Origin of the sequence: Microbispora sp. H11081, assembly GCF_012999535.1 — a bacterium.
Taxonomy (GTDB): Bacteria; Actinomycetota; Actinomycetes; order Streptosporangiales; family Streptosporangiaceae; genus Microbispora.
Genome location: NZ_JABBWV010000001.1, coordinates 720,162 through 737,941, shown reverse-complemented (window position 1 = coordinate 737,941; position 17,780 = coordinate 720,162). Strand labels below are relative to the sequence as shown.

The window sequence follows — 17,780 nt, the reverse complement described above, 5'->3', positions numbered from 1 at the left end:
GCGTCGCTAACTCGGCCGCCATGGCACGGCCCCGCATCGGCTCACGCACCGGCGGCCCCCCTCCGTTCCGCGACGGCCGCGGCGGCCACCTCGCGGTCGTCGAAGGGGACGACCCGGCCCCCGACATACTGCCCCTGCTCGTGTCCCTTGCCGGCCACAACTACCACATCTCCCGGCGCCGCACCGGCGATCGCCAGGCGGATGGCCGCCGCCCGGTCCGGCTCGACCACGACGTGGCCCCGCTCTTCGATGGGTACCCGCAACGCGCCCTCCAGCATCGCGGCGAGGATCGCGAGCGGATCCTCCGTACGCGGGTTGTCGCTGGTGAACACGGCCACGTCGGCGAGGCGGACGGCGGCCTCGCCCATCATCGGGCGCTTGCCGCGGTCGCGGTCGCCGCCACAGCCCAGCACGATCACCAGTCGGCCTCCCGGCCCGTCGCCGAGCACCGCGCGCAGCGAGCGCAGGACCGACTCCACCGCGCCCGGCTTGTGCGCGTAGTCGACGATCACCTGCACGTCCTCCGCGCCGGGCACCCGCTCCATCCGGCCGGGCACGCCGGAGAAGTCGCGGACGCCGGTCACCGCCGCCTGCAGCGGGACCCCCGCCTCGACCAGGGCCACCAGCGCGCCGAGGGTGTTGGCCACGTTGAACGGGCCGGGCAGGGCCACCGACACCTCGGCCTCGACCCCGCCGGGGCCGACCAGGCGGAAGCCGCTGCCCCCCGGGCCGAGACGCACGTCCTCGGCGCGCCAGTCGGCCTCCGCCGCCCCGGTGGCGGAGAACGTGGTGATCGGGATCTTGGCCGTCGCGGCCAGCTCGCGCCCGTGGGCGTCGTCGACGTTCACGACGCCCGCCCGGCTGAACTCCGGGGTGAACAGGCGGGCCTTGGCCGCGAAGTAGTCGTCCAGGTCGCGGTGGAAGTCCAGGTGGTCCTGCGACAGGTTGGTGAAGATCGACACGTCGTAGAGGAGGCCGTCGACCCGGCCGAGGGCCAGCGCGTGGCTGGAGACCTCCATGGCCGCGGCGCTCACCCCCCGCTCGCGCATCAGCGCGAACAGCCCCTGCAGGTCGGTCGCCTCCGGGGTGGTGAGCTCGGGGGTGCACCGCAGGTCTCCGGCGCGGATCTCCACACCGCCGACCAGGCCGGTGCGGTGGCCCGCCGCCCGCAGTCCCGCCTCCAGCAGGAACGAGGTGGTGGACTTGCCGCTGGTGCCGGTGACGCCGATGAGCATGATGCCGGCCGCCGGCCTGCCGTACACCCAGGCGGCGACCTCTCCGAGCACCGCCCTCGGGTCGGGCACGACCAGCACCGGCAGCCCGGTGGCGGCGGCGCGGTCGCGGCCGTCGGGATCGGTCAGGATCGCCGTCGCGCCCGCCGCCAGCGCGTCGGCGGCGAACTCCGCGCCGTGCCTGAGGTTGCCCGGCACGGCCACGTAGAGGTCGCCGCGCCGCACCCGGCGCGAGTCGAGGGTGATTCCGGTGACCGTGCCGCGCACCGCCCGCGCGCCAGGCGACGGGACGGCCGACGACGTGCCGAGCAGAGACGCCAGCGCGGACAGCGGGCGGGCCTGGACGGCCTCTGGACGCATGGACGACGGGGAACGCACGGCGAGAGCGTACCCCGCTCCGTCGCTCGTCCCGGCCACTCCGGCTCCCGTCACTTCGCGGTCACTCCGCAGGGCGAAGGACCATCTCCGGCGCCTTCGTGCCGGTCGGAGGGATCTTCCTGCTCTTCAACGCGAAAGTCATGACGTCCTTGAACACCGGGGCGGCGATGGCGCCGCCGTAGTGGCCCTTCTTCGGATCCTGGATGACCGCCAGGGCCATCAGCCGGGGCTGGTCCGCCGGGGTGAAGCCGACGAACGTGGCGGTGTACCCGCAGTATCCCGCGCACTTCTCGTCGTACCGCATGGCGGTGCCCGTCTTGCCCGCGACCCGGTAACCCTCGATGGAGGCCTCCTTCCCCGTGCCCTCGTGGCCCACCGCGGCCTCCAGCATCAGCGCGATCCGCCGGGCGGTCGCCTCGCTGATCACACGCGTGCTCTTGGCGGCGGGGCTCGGGACGAAGGCCCCGTGCGCGTCGGTGGTGCCCGCCACGATCGAGGGGGTCACCCGCACCCCGCCGTTGGCGATCGTCTGGTAGACGCCGGCCATCTGCAGCGCGGTGACCGAGACGCCCTGACCGTAGGCGATGGTACAGCGCTGGCTGCCCGACCACGTCTGCCACTGCGGCAGCAGGCCCGCCTGCTCACCCGGGACCCCCGCCCCGGTGCGCGCCCCGAATCCGAACGCCCGGAACATGTCGTACAGCCGCTGGCTGGAGATCTTGTCCGCTACCATGATCGTGCCGACGTTGCTCGACTCGGCGAGGATTCCGGTGAACGTCATCACTTCGGGCTCGTGCGAGTGGGAGTCCCTGAGCTGCCGGTCGGCGCACTGGATGTGGTCGGGCACGCGGAAGGCGGTCTCCGGGGTGACCACGCCGGCCTCCATCGCCGCCGCCGCGGTGATGACCTTGTTCGTGCTGCCCGGCTCGAAGATCTCCGACGCCGACCGGTTGGCGCGGTCCTCCGCCGGGGCGGACTGCCAGTCGTTGAGGTTCGCCTGGGGCGCGTTCGCCATGGCCAGGATCTGGCCGGTCCGCACGTCCATGACGATCACGCTGCCGCTGCGCGCCCCCGTCGCACGCACCTGCCGGGCCAGCGACTCCTCCGCGGCCCACTGGATGTCCCTGTCGATGGTCAGGCGCACGTCACGCCCGGGCACCGGCGCCTCGCGCTGGCTGCGCGTCATGGGGATGCGCTGCCGGTTCGCGCCGAGCTCGATGCTCTGCTTGCCGTCCTTGCCCGCCAGGATGTCGTCGTACGCGCTCTCCAGGCCCTCCAGGCCCTTGCCGTCGACGCCGACGAAGCCGAGCAGTCCCGCCGCGAGCGAGTTGCCGGGGTAGAGACGGCGGTAGGTCTCCTTCACGCCGACGCCCCTGAGCTCGAAGCCCATGATCCGCTTGGCGCGCGGCGGCTCGACGTCGCGGGCCAGCGGGATGTACCTCTGCTCGGTCCTGGCCAGCGCGGCGGCGATCTGCTCCTTGGGCTTGTTCAGCTCCCGCGCCAGCGTGGTGGCGACCAGGTCGCGCTTGGCCGGGTCGACGTCCTTGGGGTCGACGTAGACCTCCCTGGCCTCGACCGTCACGGCGAGGTCGTGACCCCGTGCGTCGGTGATCGAGCCGCGGCGCGCCGGCAGCGTCTCCGGCTGCACGCGCTGCTGGGCGGCCTTCGCCTGGAGCACCTTCGAGTCGAAGCCCTGCAGCTGGACCAGGCGCCCCGCGAACAGCGACAGCACGATCGCCATCACCACCAGCGCCGCCCTCAGCCGGCGGGCGGGGTTGCCCAGCCGGAGCATGGCGGGCGGCCGCGGCGGAGCCGGGGGTCCCGGTGGCCTGGGCGGGCCCGACGGCCTGGACGGCCCCGGCGGTCTGGGGGGTCCCGACGCGCGCTGTTGCCCCGAGGCGCGCTGTGGTCCCGAGGTGCGCTGTGGTCCCGGCGCGGGCTGCGGGCCCGGGCGCCGGGGACCGGACGGGGCGCCGCCGGGGCGTGGGCGGCCCACGCCCGCCCTCCCGGGGGCGCCGGCCTTCCCCGAAGCGCCGTTCACGGAGGCTCCGGACTTCCCGGGAACACCGGGCCCTCCAGAAGCACTAGGCCGTCCAGAAGCACTAGGCCGTCCAGAAGCACCGGGCCGTCCTGAAGCGCCGGGCCTTGCAGGAGTGACGGGCGCGCCCGCCCGCGGCTGCCCCGCGCCGTTCGCCGGTCTTCCCGGCGAGCCCGTGGGCCGCTTGTCGTCGCCTGGCGCGGCGGCGTCACGCGGACGTCCGTCACCCGCGCCGGGGTGCTGCGCGCCGGCGCGGCGCGGGCCGCCGCCTGGGCCGCCCTGCCCGGTGCCACCCTGCCCGGTGCTGCTCTGCCCGGTGCTGTTCTGTCCGGTGCCGCGCTGTCCGGGGCCGCCCTTTCTCGCGCCGCCTTCCGGGGCGCCGCCGCCGCGGCCGCGGCGCGCCGGGCCGCCCGGCGTCTCGTCGAGCCCGGGATCGGACGACCGGCCGGGACGGCCCGGTCTCGGCGGACCGTCCTTGCGGGGCGGCCGTCCCGGGGAGCCGGGGCTCCTCCTGTCACCGCCCGGGCCCTGGCCGCCGCCTCGCCCGCTGGGACCCCCGCGGCCGGGACCCGGGTTCCGGCCGCTGTCTGTCACCGGTCCGTGCCCTCCTTCTGGGCCTGCTCCCGCGCCGCCGCGGCGCCCGCGTCGATGAACTTCGGCGCGGTGGTGTCCTCCTCGAGGCCCTGCGCCCTGGCCTGCTCGTCCACCACGTCCGGCTGCGTCCACCGGCGGAGCTGGTTCTCCTGCTCCGCGGCCTGCTCGTGCAGCTCGTCGATGCTCGACTGCAGGTCGCCCAGCCTGAACGAGTCCTGCGAGAGGACCACGTTCAGCAGCAGGAGGGTCACCAGGCCGCCGCACATGAGGCCCACGACGAGCAGCACGAACGGCGCACGCGGGGGCCTCTGGAACGCCCGCCGCGCCATTGTGGCACGCGCGGACGCCGCGGGCCGGGTTTCCGCGCCCGCGCGCCGGACGCGCCGTGGCGCGGGTGCGACCTCGGTGCGGCCGTCACCAGGCGGCGCGGGACGGGTGGCCGTGCGGGATACGGCCTCGCGGGACACGGCCTCGCGGGACCCTGCGGTGCCGGGGGTGGCGCGGCCGGCCGTACGCGTCCGGGAGCCGTCACGCTTCGGGGCCGTGACGGATCCGGCGGGCGCGCCGCCCTGCCCCGCGGCCTGGGCGCCCTTGCGCCGGCGATCGTCGCCGGTGGCGGGCGCGCCGGGACGGACGCGGCGCTCCTCGGGGGTGGCGGCGGCCCTGCCCGGCACACGGGGCGGAACACGGGGCGGCACGGCCGCGCGGCCGGTCGCCCTCCTGCTCTCCTGCTCTGTCCTCATCCCTCGCGGATCCTCTCTGCCGCCCGCAAGCGGGCCGAGGCCGCCCGCGGGTTGCGGGTCACCTCGTCGTCGTCCGGGAGCTCCGCTCCCCTCGTCAGAAGGCGGAACCTGGGCTGGTGAGCCTCCAGGTAGACCGGCAGCCCGGGTGGACTGGTGTCCCTGGTTCGCGCCGCGAGGACCCGCTTGGTGAGCCGGTCCTCCAGGGAGTGGTAGGCGAGCACGACCACGCGCCCGCCCAGCGCCAGCGCGTCGAGCGCGGCGGGGAGCGCGTGCTCGAGCGCCGAGAGCTCTCCGTTCACCTCGATGCGCAACGCCTGGAACGTTCTCTTGGCCGGGTTGCCTCCGGTCCGCCTCGTCGCGGCGGGGATGGCCGCGCGGACCAGTTCGGCGAGCCGTTTCGTGCTGGTGATGGGGTCTTTGGCGCGCTCCCTGACGATGAAGCTCGCGACGCGGGCCGCGAAACGCTCCTCGCCGTAGTCGCGCAGGACGCGGGTGATGTCCGCGGCGGAGTAGGTGTTCACCACGCGCTCCGCGGTGAGCTCCTGCTCGCGGTCCATCCGCATGTCGAGGGGGGCGTCGTAGGAGTAGGCGAAACCGCGCTCGGCCTCGTCGAGCTGAGGGGAGGACACGCCGAGGTCGAAGAGCGCGGCGTCCACTCGGGGGCGTCCCGCGGCACGGAGCACGTCGGGAAGTTCGTCGGAGACGGCGCGCACCAGAGTGATCCGGTCCGCGTACGGCGCGAGCCGGGCGGTGGAACGCTCGATGGCGGTGGGGTCGCGGTCGATGCCGACGAGGTGGAGGCGGGGATGGGCGGCCAGCAGCGCCTCGGCGTGCCCGCCGAGCCCGAGATTGGCGTCCACGGCCACCGGCTCCGGTCCGGTCAGCGCCGGAGCGAGCAACTCCAGGACGCGATCGAGCATGACCGGAATGTGACCACCCGGCTGACCGGGCTCGTACGACAACGCTTCCAACCCCCATTACGCCGCAGTTCTCGCGGATTCGCGGCTGTGCCGCCGGTGACTACCCAACGGGCCCCCACACATGCCGGTTCCCTGGGAACCGACCCGTCCGGCCAGGTCCCCATCCGCGTCGCCGTCCGTGGCGTCTGACACCGGGGAAGGTGCATCAGCTGCCAGATGGGAGCGGGTGGAGACCTCGCCGAACGTCACCGACGGGTCGATCGATCGAAAAGTAAGGACCGGTCTACAGGATTCCCGGCAACACCTCCTCCGACAGATCGGAGAAGGCCTGCTCCTGAGTCTCCAGATAGGTGTCCCACGCCTGGGCGTCCCAGATCTCCAGTCGCGTGTTGGCGCCGATCACCACGCAGTCACGTTCCAGCCCGGCGTAACGCCGCAGCGTCTGGGGAATCGTGATGCGTCCTTGCTTGTCCGGCACCTCGTCGGACGCGCTCGCGAAGAAGACGCGGCTGTAGTCGCGTACCGCCTTCGCCGTCACCGGAGCGGTACGCAGGGCCTCGGTGATGCGCTGGAACTCCTCTACGGGGAAGACGTAGAGGCAGCGCTCCTGGCCTTTGGTGATCACCAGACCCTCCGCCAGCTCCTCGCGATACTTCGCCGGCAGGAACAGCCGTCCTTTGTCGTCTAGGCGTGGGTGGTGGGTGCCGAGGAACACCGGACCCACCTCCTGCGCCTTGTGGAGCGCTCAGCGCTTTAGCCCCTGCCCTCCACTGCGCACCACCATACTCCACTTCTCCCCACCGTCAACTGATTCTGAGCGTGTCCGCATTCAAAATCGGCGGCGTTTCCGCAGGTGAAATGGGGTGGTCCGGAGTGGGGCGCGGCGGGGCCCCCCGCCCCCCGCGCGGGCGTGTCGGCGTCGCGGAAACCCCGGCGCGCACGGCGTTCCCGTGGCGGGAGGAAGGGCCGGTGGAGTGAAGTGGAGCGCGGCGGGGACGGACCGCGATCTCCGGGTCACAGCGCGCGGCGGGATGTCACGGTATTCGGACGAGCACGGAACGCGACCAGGAAGAGTGGCCACAACACTATGAGCAGTTCACCCGGATTTCCGGACAAAGTCGCCCTAGAACCACAGGGGACATAGGGTCGGTACACAGAATGGAAAAGGAACGTTTAACGCCCCATTCTCGGGGACGCACCCTCATGGAGGCCTGGTGGCAGTAACTCCCGACGTCACCGATGCGGCAGCCCTGCTCGATGATCTGGTCGACACCGCTCACCGGATCCGCAACACGATCGACTCAGTGATCGAGGGCAAGAGCGACGTCGTCCGCCTTACTCTCACCGTGCTCCTGGCGGAGGGCCACCTGCTGATCGAGGACGTGCCAGGCGTGGGCAAGACGATGCTCGCCAAGGCGCTGGCCCGTTCGATCGACTGTCCCGTCAAGCGCGTCCAGTTCACGCCCGACCTGCTGCCGAGCGACATCACCGGTGTCAGCGCGTACAACCAGCAGACCCGGGAGTTCGAGTTCAAGCCGGGACCGGTCTTCGCCAACATCGTCGTGGGCGACGAGATCAACCGCGCATCCCCCAAGACGCAGTCCGCCCTCCTCGAGTGCATGGAGGAGCACCAGGTCACCGTCGACGGCGCGACGTACGCGCTGGAGTCGCCCTTCATGGTCATCGCGACGCAGAACCCGATCGAGATGGAGGGCACCTATCCCCTCCCCGAGGCGCAGCGCGACCGCTTCACCGCCAAGATCGCCATGGGGTACCCGGAGCCGGCCGCCGAGCTGGAGATGCTCGACGTGCACGGCGCCGCCCAGCCGCTGGACAAGATGGAGCCGGTCGCGACGACGGCCGAGGTGTCCGCGCTGATCAGGGCCGTCCGCTCGGTCTACGTCTCCCAGCCGGTCAAGCGCTACGCGGTCGACCTGGTGACGGCGACCAGGCACTCCCCCGAGCTGCGGCTGGGCGCCTCCCCCCGGGCGACCCTCCACCTGGTGCGCGGCGCGCGGGCCCACGCCGCGCTGGCCGGCCGCGACTACGTGATCCCCGACGACCTGCAGGACCTGGCCGTTCCCGTGCTGGCGCACCGCCTGCTGCCCAGCCTGGAGGCGCAGGGCCAGCGCCTGCGCACGGAGGAGATCGTCAGCGAGCTGGTGCGGCGCGTTCCCGTGCCCGACGCCAAGTAGCGGACGCGAGCGAATGACGGAGGGCCCATGATCGGGCTGAAGGCTCTGACCCCGCGGGGGCGGTCGTTCCTCGCGTCCGGCGTGGCGGCTCTGCTGTGCGCGCTCGTGCTCGGGGAGCAGGACCTGCTCCGCGTGGCCGTGCTGATCATCGCGATGCCGCTGCTCGCGTCGCTGGTCGTGACCCGCACGCGATACCGGCTGTCGTGCACCCGGCGGCTCAGCCCCGCACGGGTGCAGACCGGCGAGGAGAGCACGGTCACGCTGCGCCTGGAGAACGTCACCCGGCTGCCCACCGGGCTGCTGCTGGTGGAGGACACGCTGCGGTACACGCTGGGCACGCGGCCCAGGTTCGTCCTCGACCGGATGGAGCCGCGCGGCGTCCGGGAGATCGACTACAAGGTGGGCTCCGACCTGCGCGGGCGGTTCCCGATCGGGCCGCTGTCCCTGCGGATCGCCGACCCGTTCGGGCTGGTGGAGCTGACCCGCTCGTTCACCGCCACCGACACGCTCGTGGTCACCCCCGAGGTGGTGCCGCTCCCGCCGGTGCGCCTGACGGGCGAGTACAGCGGCGGCGGCGAGAGCCGTACGCGGTCGGTCGCGGCGGCGGGCGACGACGACGTGGCGCCCCGGGAGTACCGCCAGGGCGACGACCTGCGCCGGGTGCACTGGCGCTCGACCGCGCGGCGCGGCGAGCTGATGGTCAGGCGCGAGGAGCAGGAGTGGCAGAGCCGGGGCGCGCTGCTGCTGGACACCCGCAGGCACGCGCACCGGGGCGACGGACCGCGCTCGTCGTTCGAGGTGGCGGTCTCGGCCGCCGCGTCCATCGGCGTGCACCTGTCGGCGGAGGGCCTCGCCCTGCGCCTGGTCACCGACCAGGGCGCGCGGCACGTGGTCGACAGCGGCCAGTCGTGGTCACTGCTCGACACGCTCGCCGTGATCCGGCAGAGCACGGCGCGGTCGCTGGAGCACGGCATCGGCGCCCTGCGCCAGGGCGGCGGGGACGGGCTGATCATCGCCGTCCTCGGCGCGCTCGACCCGGAGGAGGCCAGGACCCTCGCCCGGCTCAGGCACCCCGGCGTGACCGCCGTCGCGGTCCTGCTCGACCTCGCGTCCTGGGACCAGGCCTCGGGGAACGCCTCCTGGGACGGCGTCGCCGCGGAGAACGCGCGGACCGCGCGGTCGGTGCTGGCGGGTGGCGGGTGGCGGGTGCTCGACCTGCCCGCCGGCGCGTCGCTCGCCGGCGTGTGGCCGGAGGCCGGCAGCAAGCGGAGCGCGGCCTGACCCGGCCGGTCCGGCGGGACGGAAGGTGAAAATCATGAAACTGCCGGTTGCGGCGGGGCTGGCCACGGCGGCCGTCACGATCACGCTTTATCCCCTCTTCGAGGGCGGGTCGTGGTTCTGGTCGTGCCTGGGGGCGGTCCTCGTCACCACCCTGACCGGGGTGGTGGCCTCCCGCCTGGCCGCCCGTCCGTGGGTGGCGCCCGCGGTGATGCCCTTCACGGTCCTGTTCTACCTGACGGCCGTCTTCACGCCGGACGAGTCGTGGCTCCGGGTCATCCCGACCAAGGACTCGGTCGTACGACTCGGCGAACTGCTCGGCACCGGGTTCGAGGACATCCAGCGGTACGCCGCCCCGGTGCCGCCACACCCCGGCATCACGCTGCTCACCGCGGCGGGCGTGGCGCTGATCGCCCTGATCGTGGACGTCTTCGCGGTACGGCTGCGCCGCGCGGCGCTGGCCGGGCTGCCGCTGCTCGCCCTGTTCACCGTGCCCGCCGCGGTGATGGCCGACCCGATCGGGTGGCCCGCGTTCGTCATCGCCGCGTTCGGCTACATCGGCCTGCTCGTCACCGACGGGCGGGAGCGCCTGAGCCACTGGGGCCGGGCCGTGGTGGTGCGCCGTTCCGCCGGCGCGGCGCGCGGCGCCGCCCCCGACACAGAACGCCTCGCCCTGTCGGGCAAGCGCATCGGCGTCACCGCGATCGCGCTGGCGATCCTGGTGCCCGCGACGCTGCCGGCGCTGACCCCCGACCCGCTGTTCGGCTTCGGCGTGGGCAACGGCCTCGGCGGTGGCGGCGGCAACATCGGCATCCCCGACGCCGTCGCCAAGCTCGGCGGCCAGCTCAGGCAGCAGAGCAACGGCACCGTGCTCACCTACACCAGCAGCGACGACGAGCCGCGTTACCTGAGGATCTACTCCCTCGACATCTTCGACGGGACGAAGTGGACGCTGGCCCCGCTGCGCGGGCGCCCGGAGGACCGCGTGTCGGAGGGGCCGCTGCCGCCCACCCCAGGGCTGCGTCCCGGGGTGTCGGTGCGGCGGGCCGAGATGCGGGTCGCGATGAGCGAGGACATCGACAAGCTCAACTTCCTGCCGCTGCCGTACCCGGCCCGGCAGGTCGACGTGGACGGCGACTGGCGCGCCGACCGGTCCTCGCTGATGGTCTTCTCCACCGAGAACGAGGCGGCCGGGCTGGAGTATCGGGTGATCAGCGAGGAGCCCGAGCCCACCACGACCGAGCTGCGCACGGCGGTGACGCTCCCCGACAGCGAGCGCTACCTGCAACTGCCCGAAGGGCTCGACCCCCGGGTGGAGGGGCTCGCGCGCCGGGTCTCCGCCGACGCGGCCACGCCGTACGAGGCTGCGATCGAGCTCCAGGAGTGGTTCACCGGGGACGGCCGGTTCACCTACGACCTGCGCGCGTCCGGTTCCGGCGCGCAGGCGCTGTCCCGGTTCCTGCTGCGCGACCGCAGGGGCTACTGCGAGCAGTTCGCCGGGGCGATGGCCGTGATGGCGCGTCTGCTCGGCATCCCCGCGCGCGTGTCGATCGGTTACACCGGCGGCACCAAGATCGGTGACGTGTGGACGGTCCGCACCCACGACGCGCACGCCTGGCCCGAGCTGTTCTTCGACGGCATCGGCTGGCTGCGGTTCGAGCCCACCCCCGCGGGGGCGGGCGGCCAGGGCACGGCCCGGGTGCCGTCGTACTCGCTGCCCATCACGCCCACGGCCGAGCCCACCTCCGGCCCGTCCGAGGGACCGACGTCGGAGGAGGACGACAGCGGCCAGAGCGCGGGACCGGCCCGGCCCAACCCGCGTCAGCTCGACCGCGACATCGACGGCACGGCCGTCGCGGCCGACCCGGGCACGCCCGCGGTCGTCACGTTCGGGATCGGCGCCCTCGCCGTGCTCGCGCTGCTGTCGCTGCCCGCCGCCGCGCGGCTCCTGGTGCGCCGCCGGCGTCTGGCCCGGCTGACGCGGCCGGCCGCGGGGGGCCACGCCGCCTGGGCGGAACTGCGCGACATCCTCACCGACCTCGGCATGGCCGGGGAGCCGGGCGAGACGCCGCGCGCGCTCGGCCGCCGCATCGCCGAGCGGTACGAACTCGGGCCGCAGGCCGCCGAGTCGCTCACCCGCGTCGTCACCTCGGAGGAACGGCTCAGGTACGCTCCCGCGCCCTCGGCGTCGGGGCCCGCCCCCGCGGACCTGCGCCGCATCAGGCGCGATCTGGCGTCGAATGCCTCACGATGGCGGCGCCTGGGCGCCGTGCTGGTCCCGATGTCCGTCCTGCTGCGGCTGCGAAAGGCCGGCGAGGGCGTGCTCGACGTGTTCGACCGGATGGAGGGACTGCGGCCCCGGCTCTGGACCGCCGGGCGGCGGGGCCGCGGGGAGACGCCGCAGGCAGGCGGGACCACCACGGGGTTCGAGCGCCCCACCGGCTCGGAGGACGACCGGGTCATGACCGGCGGCGCCCGTCGCTGACGCGGCCGGCACCCCGGTGCCGGCCGCATGGGGAGAAGACCGCCTGGCGCATACGACCGGTGGGCCCGCTTCGCGGACCCACCGGCGGTGGCTCACAAGGGGATCAGTGCTCGTCGTGGCGGCGGCGCCAGCGCTCTTCCATGCGCTCCATGAAGCTCTGCCGCTGCGGGCGGCGGGTGCCGCGCTCGTTGGCTGCCGGTGGGGAGTCGCCGAAGCCGCTCATGCGTTTCCAGCTCGACAGGCCCCACAGGCAGGTCGCCAGCATGACCACGAAGCCGGCGGCACCGAGCCAGATCTGAGCCGCGACGACGCCGACCATCAGCAGGACCACGCCGAGTGCGAAGCCTATGGAGGCCTTCACCAGGCGGCGCTTGTAGTGGCTGCGCGGATTGCTGATCCGTACGGTGTTGGCCCACTTCGGGTCCTCGGCATAGAGGGCCTGCTCGATCTGGTCGAGCAAGCGCTGCTCGTGCTCAGACAGCGGCACGGCGCCTCCCAAGGACGGCCCCATTCAGGGGAAGACGGCAACGGACGACACGGGGTGTCCGAACCTCGCGGTCGGTTATCCCCAGAATACGAGGCCTCAGACGTAGGCGAAAGAAAACGTCCAACGCGGTCCAAACCGGAGGTGACGTCATAGACCTATTGGACCAAACGGACGGCGAACAAGCGACGCCGGCTTCACGGCCCCAGGACCGAACCGGCGGGCCGCCCGGTCCATGGCCCGTTCGGCCTCCCGCCAGCCGGTCTCCCGCTCGCCCAGGCCCATCTGGTGGGTCGCCGCGGCGGCCGGGACCAGGTTCTCCACACGCACGCCGACCAGCCGCAGCCGTACCCGCTCCAGCCCGGCGGCCTCGTAGAGCTCGCATGATGTGTCGAAAATCTCCTTCGCGACGTCGGTCGCCTCGCGCAGCGTACGCGACCTGGTGATGGTCGTGAAGTCGGATCGGCGGAGTTTCACGCTGACCGTGCGGCCGACGTGCCCGCCGGCCCGCAACCGGGCGGCGACCCGCTCCGACAGCCGCAGCAGTTCGCGCCTGATCGTCTCGGGGTCGTCGACGTCGTGCGGGAACGTCTCCTCGTTGCCGATGCTCTTGTCGGGCGCGTGCGGCACCACCCGGCGCTCGTCGCGGCCCCAGGCCAGGGCCGCCAGGTGCGCGCCGAGCGCGCCGAACTCGCGCTGGAGCGTCGAAACCGGCACCTGGGCCAGATCTCCCACCGTGCGGATGCCGAGCCGTACGAGGGCCTGCTCGGTGCGCTCCCCCACGCCCCACAGGGCGGCCACGGGCAGCGGGTGCAGGAACGCCACGACCCGGTCCGCCGGGACCACGAGCAGGCCGTCCGGCTTGCACTGGCGCGAGGCGAGCTTGGCCACGAACTTCGTGCTCGCCACCCCCACCGAGCAGGTGATGCCGTACCGCTCCGCGACCTGGGCGCGGATCATCGCACCGATGGCCGCGGGGCCGCCCAGCCTGCGGCGGGCTCCCCCGACGTCGAGGAACGCCTCGTCGGACGCGATCGGCTCCACCTCTGGGGTGATCGACTGGAAGATCTCCATGACGCCGCGGGACACCTCGGCGTACTTGGCGTGGCGGGGCGGGATGACGGTGGCCTGCGGGCAGACGCGCCGGGCCCGGGTCATCGGCATCGCCGAGTGGACCCCGAACCTGCGCGCCTCGTAGGTGGCGCTGAGCACCACGCCGCGGGCGCCCGTGGCGCCGACGATGACCGGGGAGCCCCGCAGCTCCGGGTGGTCGAGCAGTTCGACGCTGGCGTAGAAGGCGTCCATGTCCACGTGCAGGATCGGGCAGCCGCTGTCGTCGACCGGCCCGTCCGGCGGAGGCGAGGGATCCCGAGGCAGCAGCTGGTTCCGGGACATGAGGTCACCCTACCCGAGCACCGCGCTACCCGAACATCGTTTCTACTCTCGGTGTGCGATGACGTGGATCTGGGTGGCGACGTCGCGGAGCACGGGGTGGGTCGCCGCCGCCCGCTCCAGCGCGGCCAGGCCGTCGGGGTCGCTCTCGGCGAGCATGCCGGGGACCAGGTCGGCGAAGATCCGCACGCCGTGCACGTCTCCGACGGAGAACCCGGCCGCCTCAAGCAGCGCGCTCAGCGTCTCCCTGGAGAAGCGGCGCGGCGTGGGGTCGCGGTCGCCCCAGCGGCCCGCCGGGTCCGACAGCACCCGGCGCGCCTCGTCGAAGTGGCCGGCCAGTGAACGGTGCAGGGCCGCGGCGACCGAGTTGGCCGCGAGCACGCTCACCGCGCCGCCCGGCCGCAGGACGCCGTGGACCGCGCCGAGCGCGCCGGCCGGGTCCTCGACGTACTCCAGCACGCTGTGGCACAGCACCAGGTCGGCGCTGCCGGGCTCGATCAGGTCGCCGAGATCGGCCGCGTCGCCCTGCAGGCCCTTCACGCCGACACCCGTCTCGGCGGCGCGGCGCTCCAGCGCGGCCAGCGAGTCGGGCGTCGGGTCGACCACGGTGACGACGTGCCCGAGCGTGGCCAGCGGCACGGCGAAGCCGCCGGTGCCGCCGCCCGCGTCCACGATGTGGAGCGTGTCGCGCCCGGTGGCTGCCGTCCGCCCGGCCAGGAGCGCGCGCAGCGCCTCCCAGACGACGGCGCGGCGTGTGGCGTCACGCACTTGCGGCCTCCCTGTCGGGGCTGTCGGTCCGCCGGCCGGTGCCGAGGCGGTCGGGTTCAGAGCGAAAGCGAGGGCTTGAGCTGCTTGAAGCGGGCCAGCAGGCCGTTGACGAACTGCGGCGACTCGTCGGTCGACAGCTCCGCGGCCAGATGCACCCACTCGCTGATGACGACGCCCTCCGGGACCTCCTCCGACCAGAGCATCTCGTACGTCCCGGCGCGCAGGATGTTGCGGTCGACGGCCGGCATGCGCTCGAGCGTCCAGCCCTCGGCGTACGTCGAGATCAGCTCGTCGATGCGCTCCAGGTGCCGGAAGACGCCCTCGACGAGGAAGGAGGTGTACTCGTTGACGGGTGGGTCGGACCGCTCCACCCGCTCGGCGAGCACGCTGAGCGGGCTCACCTGCCGGGCCTCGGCCTCGAAGAGGATGTCCAGCGCGCGGCGGCGGGCCTTCCCCCGGGCCGACACGTCAGGCCCGACCGAGGTACTCGCCGGTGCGAGTGTCGACCTTGACCTTCTCACCGGTCGTGATGAAGAGCGGGACCTTGATCTCCGCGCCGGTCTCCAGCGTCGCGGGCTTGGTGCCGCCGGTGGAGCGGTCGCCCTGCAGGCCCGGGTCGGTCTGCGCGATCGTCAGCTCGACGGCCGCCGGGAGGTCGACGTACAGCGGGTTGCCCTCGTTGAAGGCGACGGTCGCCGTCATGTTCTCCAGCATGTAGTTGGCGGCGGAGCCGACCACGGACCTGGCGATGTTGACCATGTCGTAGGTCTCGGTGTCCATGAAGACGAAGTCGTCGCCGTCGAGGTAGGAGTACTGCATGTCCCGCTTGTCGACGTTCGCCACGTCGACCTTCACGCCGGCGTTGAAGGTCTTGTCCACGACCTTCCCGGACAGCACGTTCTTCAGCTTGGTGCGGACGAACGCGCCGCCCTTACCCGGCTTGACGTGCTGGAACTCGACAACGGTCCACAGCTGCCCATCGTCGAGCTTGAGCACGAGTCCGTTCTTCAGGTCGTTCGTCGTCGCCACGTAGCGTCTCCCGCGTGCGGCTGCCCTAGAGGACGAGCAGCTCCTTGGTGGTCAGTGTGAGAAGCTCCGGCCCGTCACCACGCGTGACCAGCGTGTCCTCGATGCGCACACCGCCCCTGCCCGGGAGATACACCCCCGGCTCGACGGTGATCGGAACTCGATCCTCTAGTCTACCGGTCCTGCCGGGGCCCAGGAACGGCAGCTCGTGGATCTCCAGGCCCACGCCGTGGCCCAGGCCGTGCCCGAACCGCTCCGCGTGTCCCGCGTCCGCTATCACCGTGCGGGCCGCGGCGTCCACCTCGTGCGGGGACGCCCCCGCCCGTACGGCGTGCCTGCCCGCGCGCTGGGCCCGCCGTACGAGCTCGTAGAGGTCGCGCTGCCACGGGGCGGGCGGGCCCACGGCGACCGTGCGGGTCATGTCGGCGTGATAGCCGTCGTACCGGGCGCCGAAGTCCATGGTCACCAGGTCGCCCCGCTCGATCGGCCGGTCGGAGGGCGAGTGGTGCGGGATCGAGCCGTTGGGGCCGCTCGCCACGATGGAGTCGAAGGCCGGCTTGTCCGCGCCGAGATCGACCATGACGGCCTCCAGCCACCGGGCGACCCGTCTCTCGGTGGCTCCGGGGACGATGCGCTCGATCACGAGGGAGAACGCCTCGTCGGTGATCGCGCAGGCGCGGCGCAGCGCCGCGATCTCCTCCTCGTCCTTCACGGCTCTGACGGCCTCCACGAGGCCGGGCACCGGAAGGAGACCGGTGCGGGCGGCGGCGAGCCGCCCGAACTGCCCGATGGACATGTGGTCGGCCTCCACCGCGACCCGCGCCCCGTCCGGCACGCGCCCGAGCAGGACCCCCGCGACGTCGCGGTCCTCGATCACCTCCACGCCCTCGCACACGGCCCGGGCCGTCTCCACGTAGCGCGAGTCGGTGGCGAGCGCGGCCTCGCCCGCCGCGGTGACGAGCACGGCGGCGTTGGAGCTGGTCAGGCCGGTCAGGTAACGGATGTTGACCGGCCAGGTGACCAGGACGGCCGCCGCGTCGTGCTCGGAGAGTGCCGCGGCCAGCCGCGCGCGGCGATATGCGTGCGTCACGCCCCGGACTCTACGCCCACGCGGCGGCCCTCATGACGCTCAGGCGGCCATGTCCTTGATCTTCTCGATGAGCGCGACGCGCTCCTCGTGGGTGCGGGCCATGGGGGCGACGTTGAGCGTGGTGACCCCGGCCTCGCGCATCGCGGCCAGCCGCTCCCTGACGTGGCCCTCCGGGCCGACCAGGGACATGCGCTCAAGCAGTTCCCTGGGCACGAGCGCCTCGGCCTCCTTCTTCCTGCCCTCCAGGTAGAGCTCCTGGATCTGTTCGGCCTCCTTCTCGTACCCGTAGCGCCGGGCGAGGTCGTTGTAGAAGTTCCTGCCCTTCGCGCCCATGCCGCCGATGTAGAGGGCGGCCATGGAGCGGCCCAGCTCCAGCACGCCTTCGACGTCGTCGCCGATCGCGAGCACCGCCTGCGCGATCACGTCCAGCTCGCCGAGCGCGGGATCCCTGCGCGCCCGCCCGGCGGCCAGGGACTCGCCCCACACGTCGCCGGCCTTCTCCGGCATGAAGAAGATCGGCTCCCAGCCCTCGGCCAGCTCGGCGGCGAGCTCCACGTTCTTCGGCCCGATGGCCGCCACCACGATCGGCACGCGCTCGCGCACGGGGTGGTTGATGAGCTTGAGCGGCTTGCCGAGGCCGGTGCCGCCCTCCATGGGCAGCGTGTAGTGCTTGCCCGAGTACTCCAGCCGCTCGCGCCGCCAGACCTTGCGGCAGATCTCGATCACCTCGCGGGTGCGGCCCAGCGGGGCGGTGTACGGCACGCCGTGGAAACCCTCGATCACCTGCGGCCCCGAGGCGCCGATGCCGAGCGTGAACCGCCCGTCGGAGACGTAGTCGAGACCGGCGGCCGTCATGGCCAGCAGGGCCGGGGTGCGGGAGTAGATCGGCAGGATTCCGGAGGCGATCTGCAGCCGCTCGGTCCTCGCGGCGATGTAACCGAGCTGGCTGACGGCGTCGAAGCTGTAGGCCTCGGCCACGAACACGATGTCGAGCCCGGCCTTCTCGTAGTCCGCCAGCTCGGCGACGGTCTCCTTGAAGCCCCCCGCGTAGTTGAGGGCCATCCCGATCCGCATCCGCTTGTCCTTCCGCCTGAACCGCCCAGTAACCGAATGATGTTCCGTATCCGGCTGTCCAAGGCTAACGACGTGGAGGGGCC

15 protein-coding genes and 1 pseudogene are annotated in these 17,780 nt (G+C 72.9%); 4 read left to right on the top strand and 12 right to left on the bottom strand.

The window, feature by feature from the left end; genetic code table 11:
* Window positions 1-41: 41 nt before the first annotated feature.
* Window positions 42-1,592 carry a UDP-N-acetylmuramoyl-L-alanyl-D-glutamate--2,6-diaminopimelate ligase gene (locus tag HHX31_RS03285; protein ID WP_169945574.1) on the bottom strand — a complete coding sequence of 517 codons (1,551 nt, stop codon included), beginning with the start codon at window positions 1,590-1,592 and terminating at the stop codon, window positions 42-44.
* A gap of 79 nt (window positions 1,593-1,671) precedes the next feature.
* Entirely contained in the window at window positions 1,672-3,402 is a 1,731-nt protein-coding gene (locus tag HHX31_RS03280) for a penicillin-binding protein 2 (protein ID WP_211589172.1), read from the bottom strand.
* Window positions 3,403-3,885: 483 nt separating this feature from the next.
* Here HHX31_RS03280 and HHX31_RS35890 point away from each other — a divergent pair.
* A pseudogene (locus tag HHX31_RS35890) lies at window positions 3,886-4,014 on the top strand (pentapeptide repeat-containing protein); the annotation flags it as partial.
* A gap of 224 nt (window positions 4,015-4,238) precedes the next feature.
* Here the strand turns inward: HHX31_RS35890 and HHX31_RS03275 are convergent.
* The 3 genes from HHX31_RS03275 to mraZ form a co-directional block, all read right to left on the bottom strand.
* Window positions 4,239-4,985 carry a hypothetical protein gene (locus tag HHX31_RS03275; protein ID WP_169944827.1) on the bottom strand — a complete coding sequence of 249 codons (747 nt, stop codon included), beginning with the start codon at window positions 4,983-4,985 and terminating at the stop codon, window positions 4,239-4,241.
* Window positions 4,982-5,905, bottom strand: a complete 924-nt coding sequence (gene rsmH / locus HHX31_RS03270) for a 16S rRNA (cytosine(1402)-N(4))-methyltransferase RsmH (RefSeq protein WP_169944825.1) — start codon at window positions 5,903-5,905, stop codon at window positions 4,982-4,984. Before rsmH ends, HHX31_RS03275 begins: the two co-directional genes overlap by 4 nt.
* A gap of 283 nt (window positions 5,906-6,188) precedes the next feature.
* On the bottom strand, window positions 6,189-6,620 hold the full coding sequence (gene mraZ, locus HHX31_RS03265) for a division/cell wall cluster transcriptional repressor MraZ (RefSeq protein WP_030509042.1): 432 nt from the start codon (window positions 6,618-6,620) through the stop codon (window positions 6,189-6,191).
* Between the two features lie 499 nt (window positions 6,621-7,119).
* Between mraZ and HHX31_RS03260 the strand changes: the two genes are divergently transcribed.
* Genes HHX31_RS03260 through HHX31_RS03250 form a run of 3 tightly spaced genes read left to right on the top strand, consistent with a single transcriptional unit; the run spans window position 7,120 to window position 11,863 of the window.
* Complete coding sequence (locus HHX31_RS03260) at window positions 7,120-8,100, top strand: MoxR family ATPase (RefSeq protein ID WP_169944823.1); 981 nt, start codon at window positions 7,120-7,122, stop codon at window positions 8,098-8,100.
* A 27-nt stretch (window positions 8,101-8,127) separates the two neighbouring features.
* Window positions 8,128-9,381 carry a DUF58 domain-containing protein gene (locus HHX31_RS03255; RefSeq protein ID WP_169944821.1) on the top strand — a complete coding sequence of 418 codons (1,254 nt, stop codon included), beginning with the start codon at window positions 8,128-8,130 and terminating at the stop codon, window positions 9,379-9,381.
* A gap of 34 nt (window positions 9,382-9,415) precedes the next feature.
* Window positions 9,416-11,863, top strand: coding sequence for a DUF3488 and transglutaminase-like domain-containing protein (locus HHX31_RS03250; RefSeq protein WP_169944819.1), 2,448 nt, complete (start codon window positions 9,416-9,418; stop codon window positions 11,861-11,863).
* 103 nt (window positions 11,864-11,966) lie between these two features.
* Here HHX31_RS03250 and HHX31_RS03245 read toward each other — a convergent pair whose 3' ends face one another.
* The 7 genes from HHX31_RS03245 to HHX31_RS03215 all read right to left on the bottom strand — a co-directional run bounded on the left by HHX31_RS03245 (window position 11,967) and on the right by HHX31_RS03215 (window position 17,697).
* Complete coding sequence (locus HHX31_RS03245; RefSeq protein WP_169944817.1) at window positions 11,967-12,350, bottom strand: DUF3040 domain-containing protein; 384 nt, start codon at window positions 12,348-12,350, stop codon at window positions 11,967-11,969.
* A 147-nt stretch (window positions 12,351-12,497) separates the two neighbouring features.
* Window positions 12,498-13,742, bottom strand: a complete 1,245-nt coding sequence (locus HHX31_RS03240; protein ID WP_169944815.1) for a DNA polymerase IV — start codon at window positions 13,740-13,742, stop codon at window positions 12,498-12,500.
* Window positions 13,743-13,784: 42 nt separating this feature from the next.
* Window positions 13,785-14,507 (bottom strand): methyltransferase domain-containing protein, encoded by a 723-nt coding sequence (locus tag HHX31_RS03235; protein ID WP_169944813.1) that lies wholly within the window; start codon window positions 14,505-14,507, stop codon window positions 13,785-13,787.
* Between the two features lie 56 nt (window positions 14,508-14,563).
* The gene (gene nusB / locus HHX31_RS03230) at window positions 14,564-14,974 is read right to left on the bottom strand and encodes a transcription antitermination factor NusB (RefSeq protein ID WP_169944811.1); all 411 of its coding nucleotides are present in this window, start codon (window positions 14,972-14,974) and stop codon (window positions 14,564-14,566) included.
* Window position 14,975: 1 nt separating this feature from the next.
* Entirely contained in the window at window positions 14,976-15,536 is a 561-nt protein-coding gene (efp, locus tag HHX31_RS03225; RefSeq protein WP_169944809.1) for an elongation factor P, read from the bottom strand.
* Window positions 15,537-15,561: 25 nt separating this feature from the next.
* A complete protein-coding gene (locus tag HHX31_RS03220) occupies window positions 15,562-16,623 on the bottom strand; it encodes an aminopeptidase P family protein (RefSeq protein WP_169944807.1) in 1,062 nt (353 codons plus the stop codon).
* Window positions 16,624-16,662: 39 nt separating this feature from the next.
* The gene (locus tag HHX31_RS03215) at window positions 16,663-17,697 is read right to left on the bottom strand and encodes an LLM class F420-dependent oxidoreductase (RefSeq protein WP_169944805.1); all 1,035 of its coding nucleotides are present in this window, start codon (window positions 17,695-17,697) and stop codon (window positions 16,663-16,665) included.
* Window positions 17,698-17,780 lie beyond the last annotated feature (83 nt).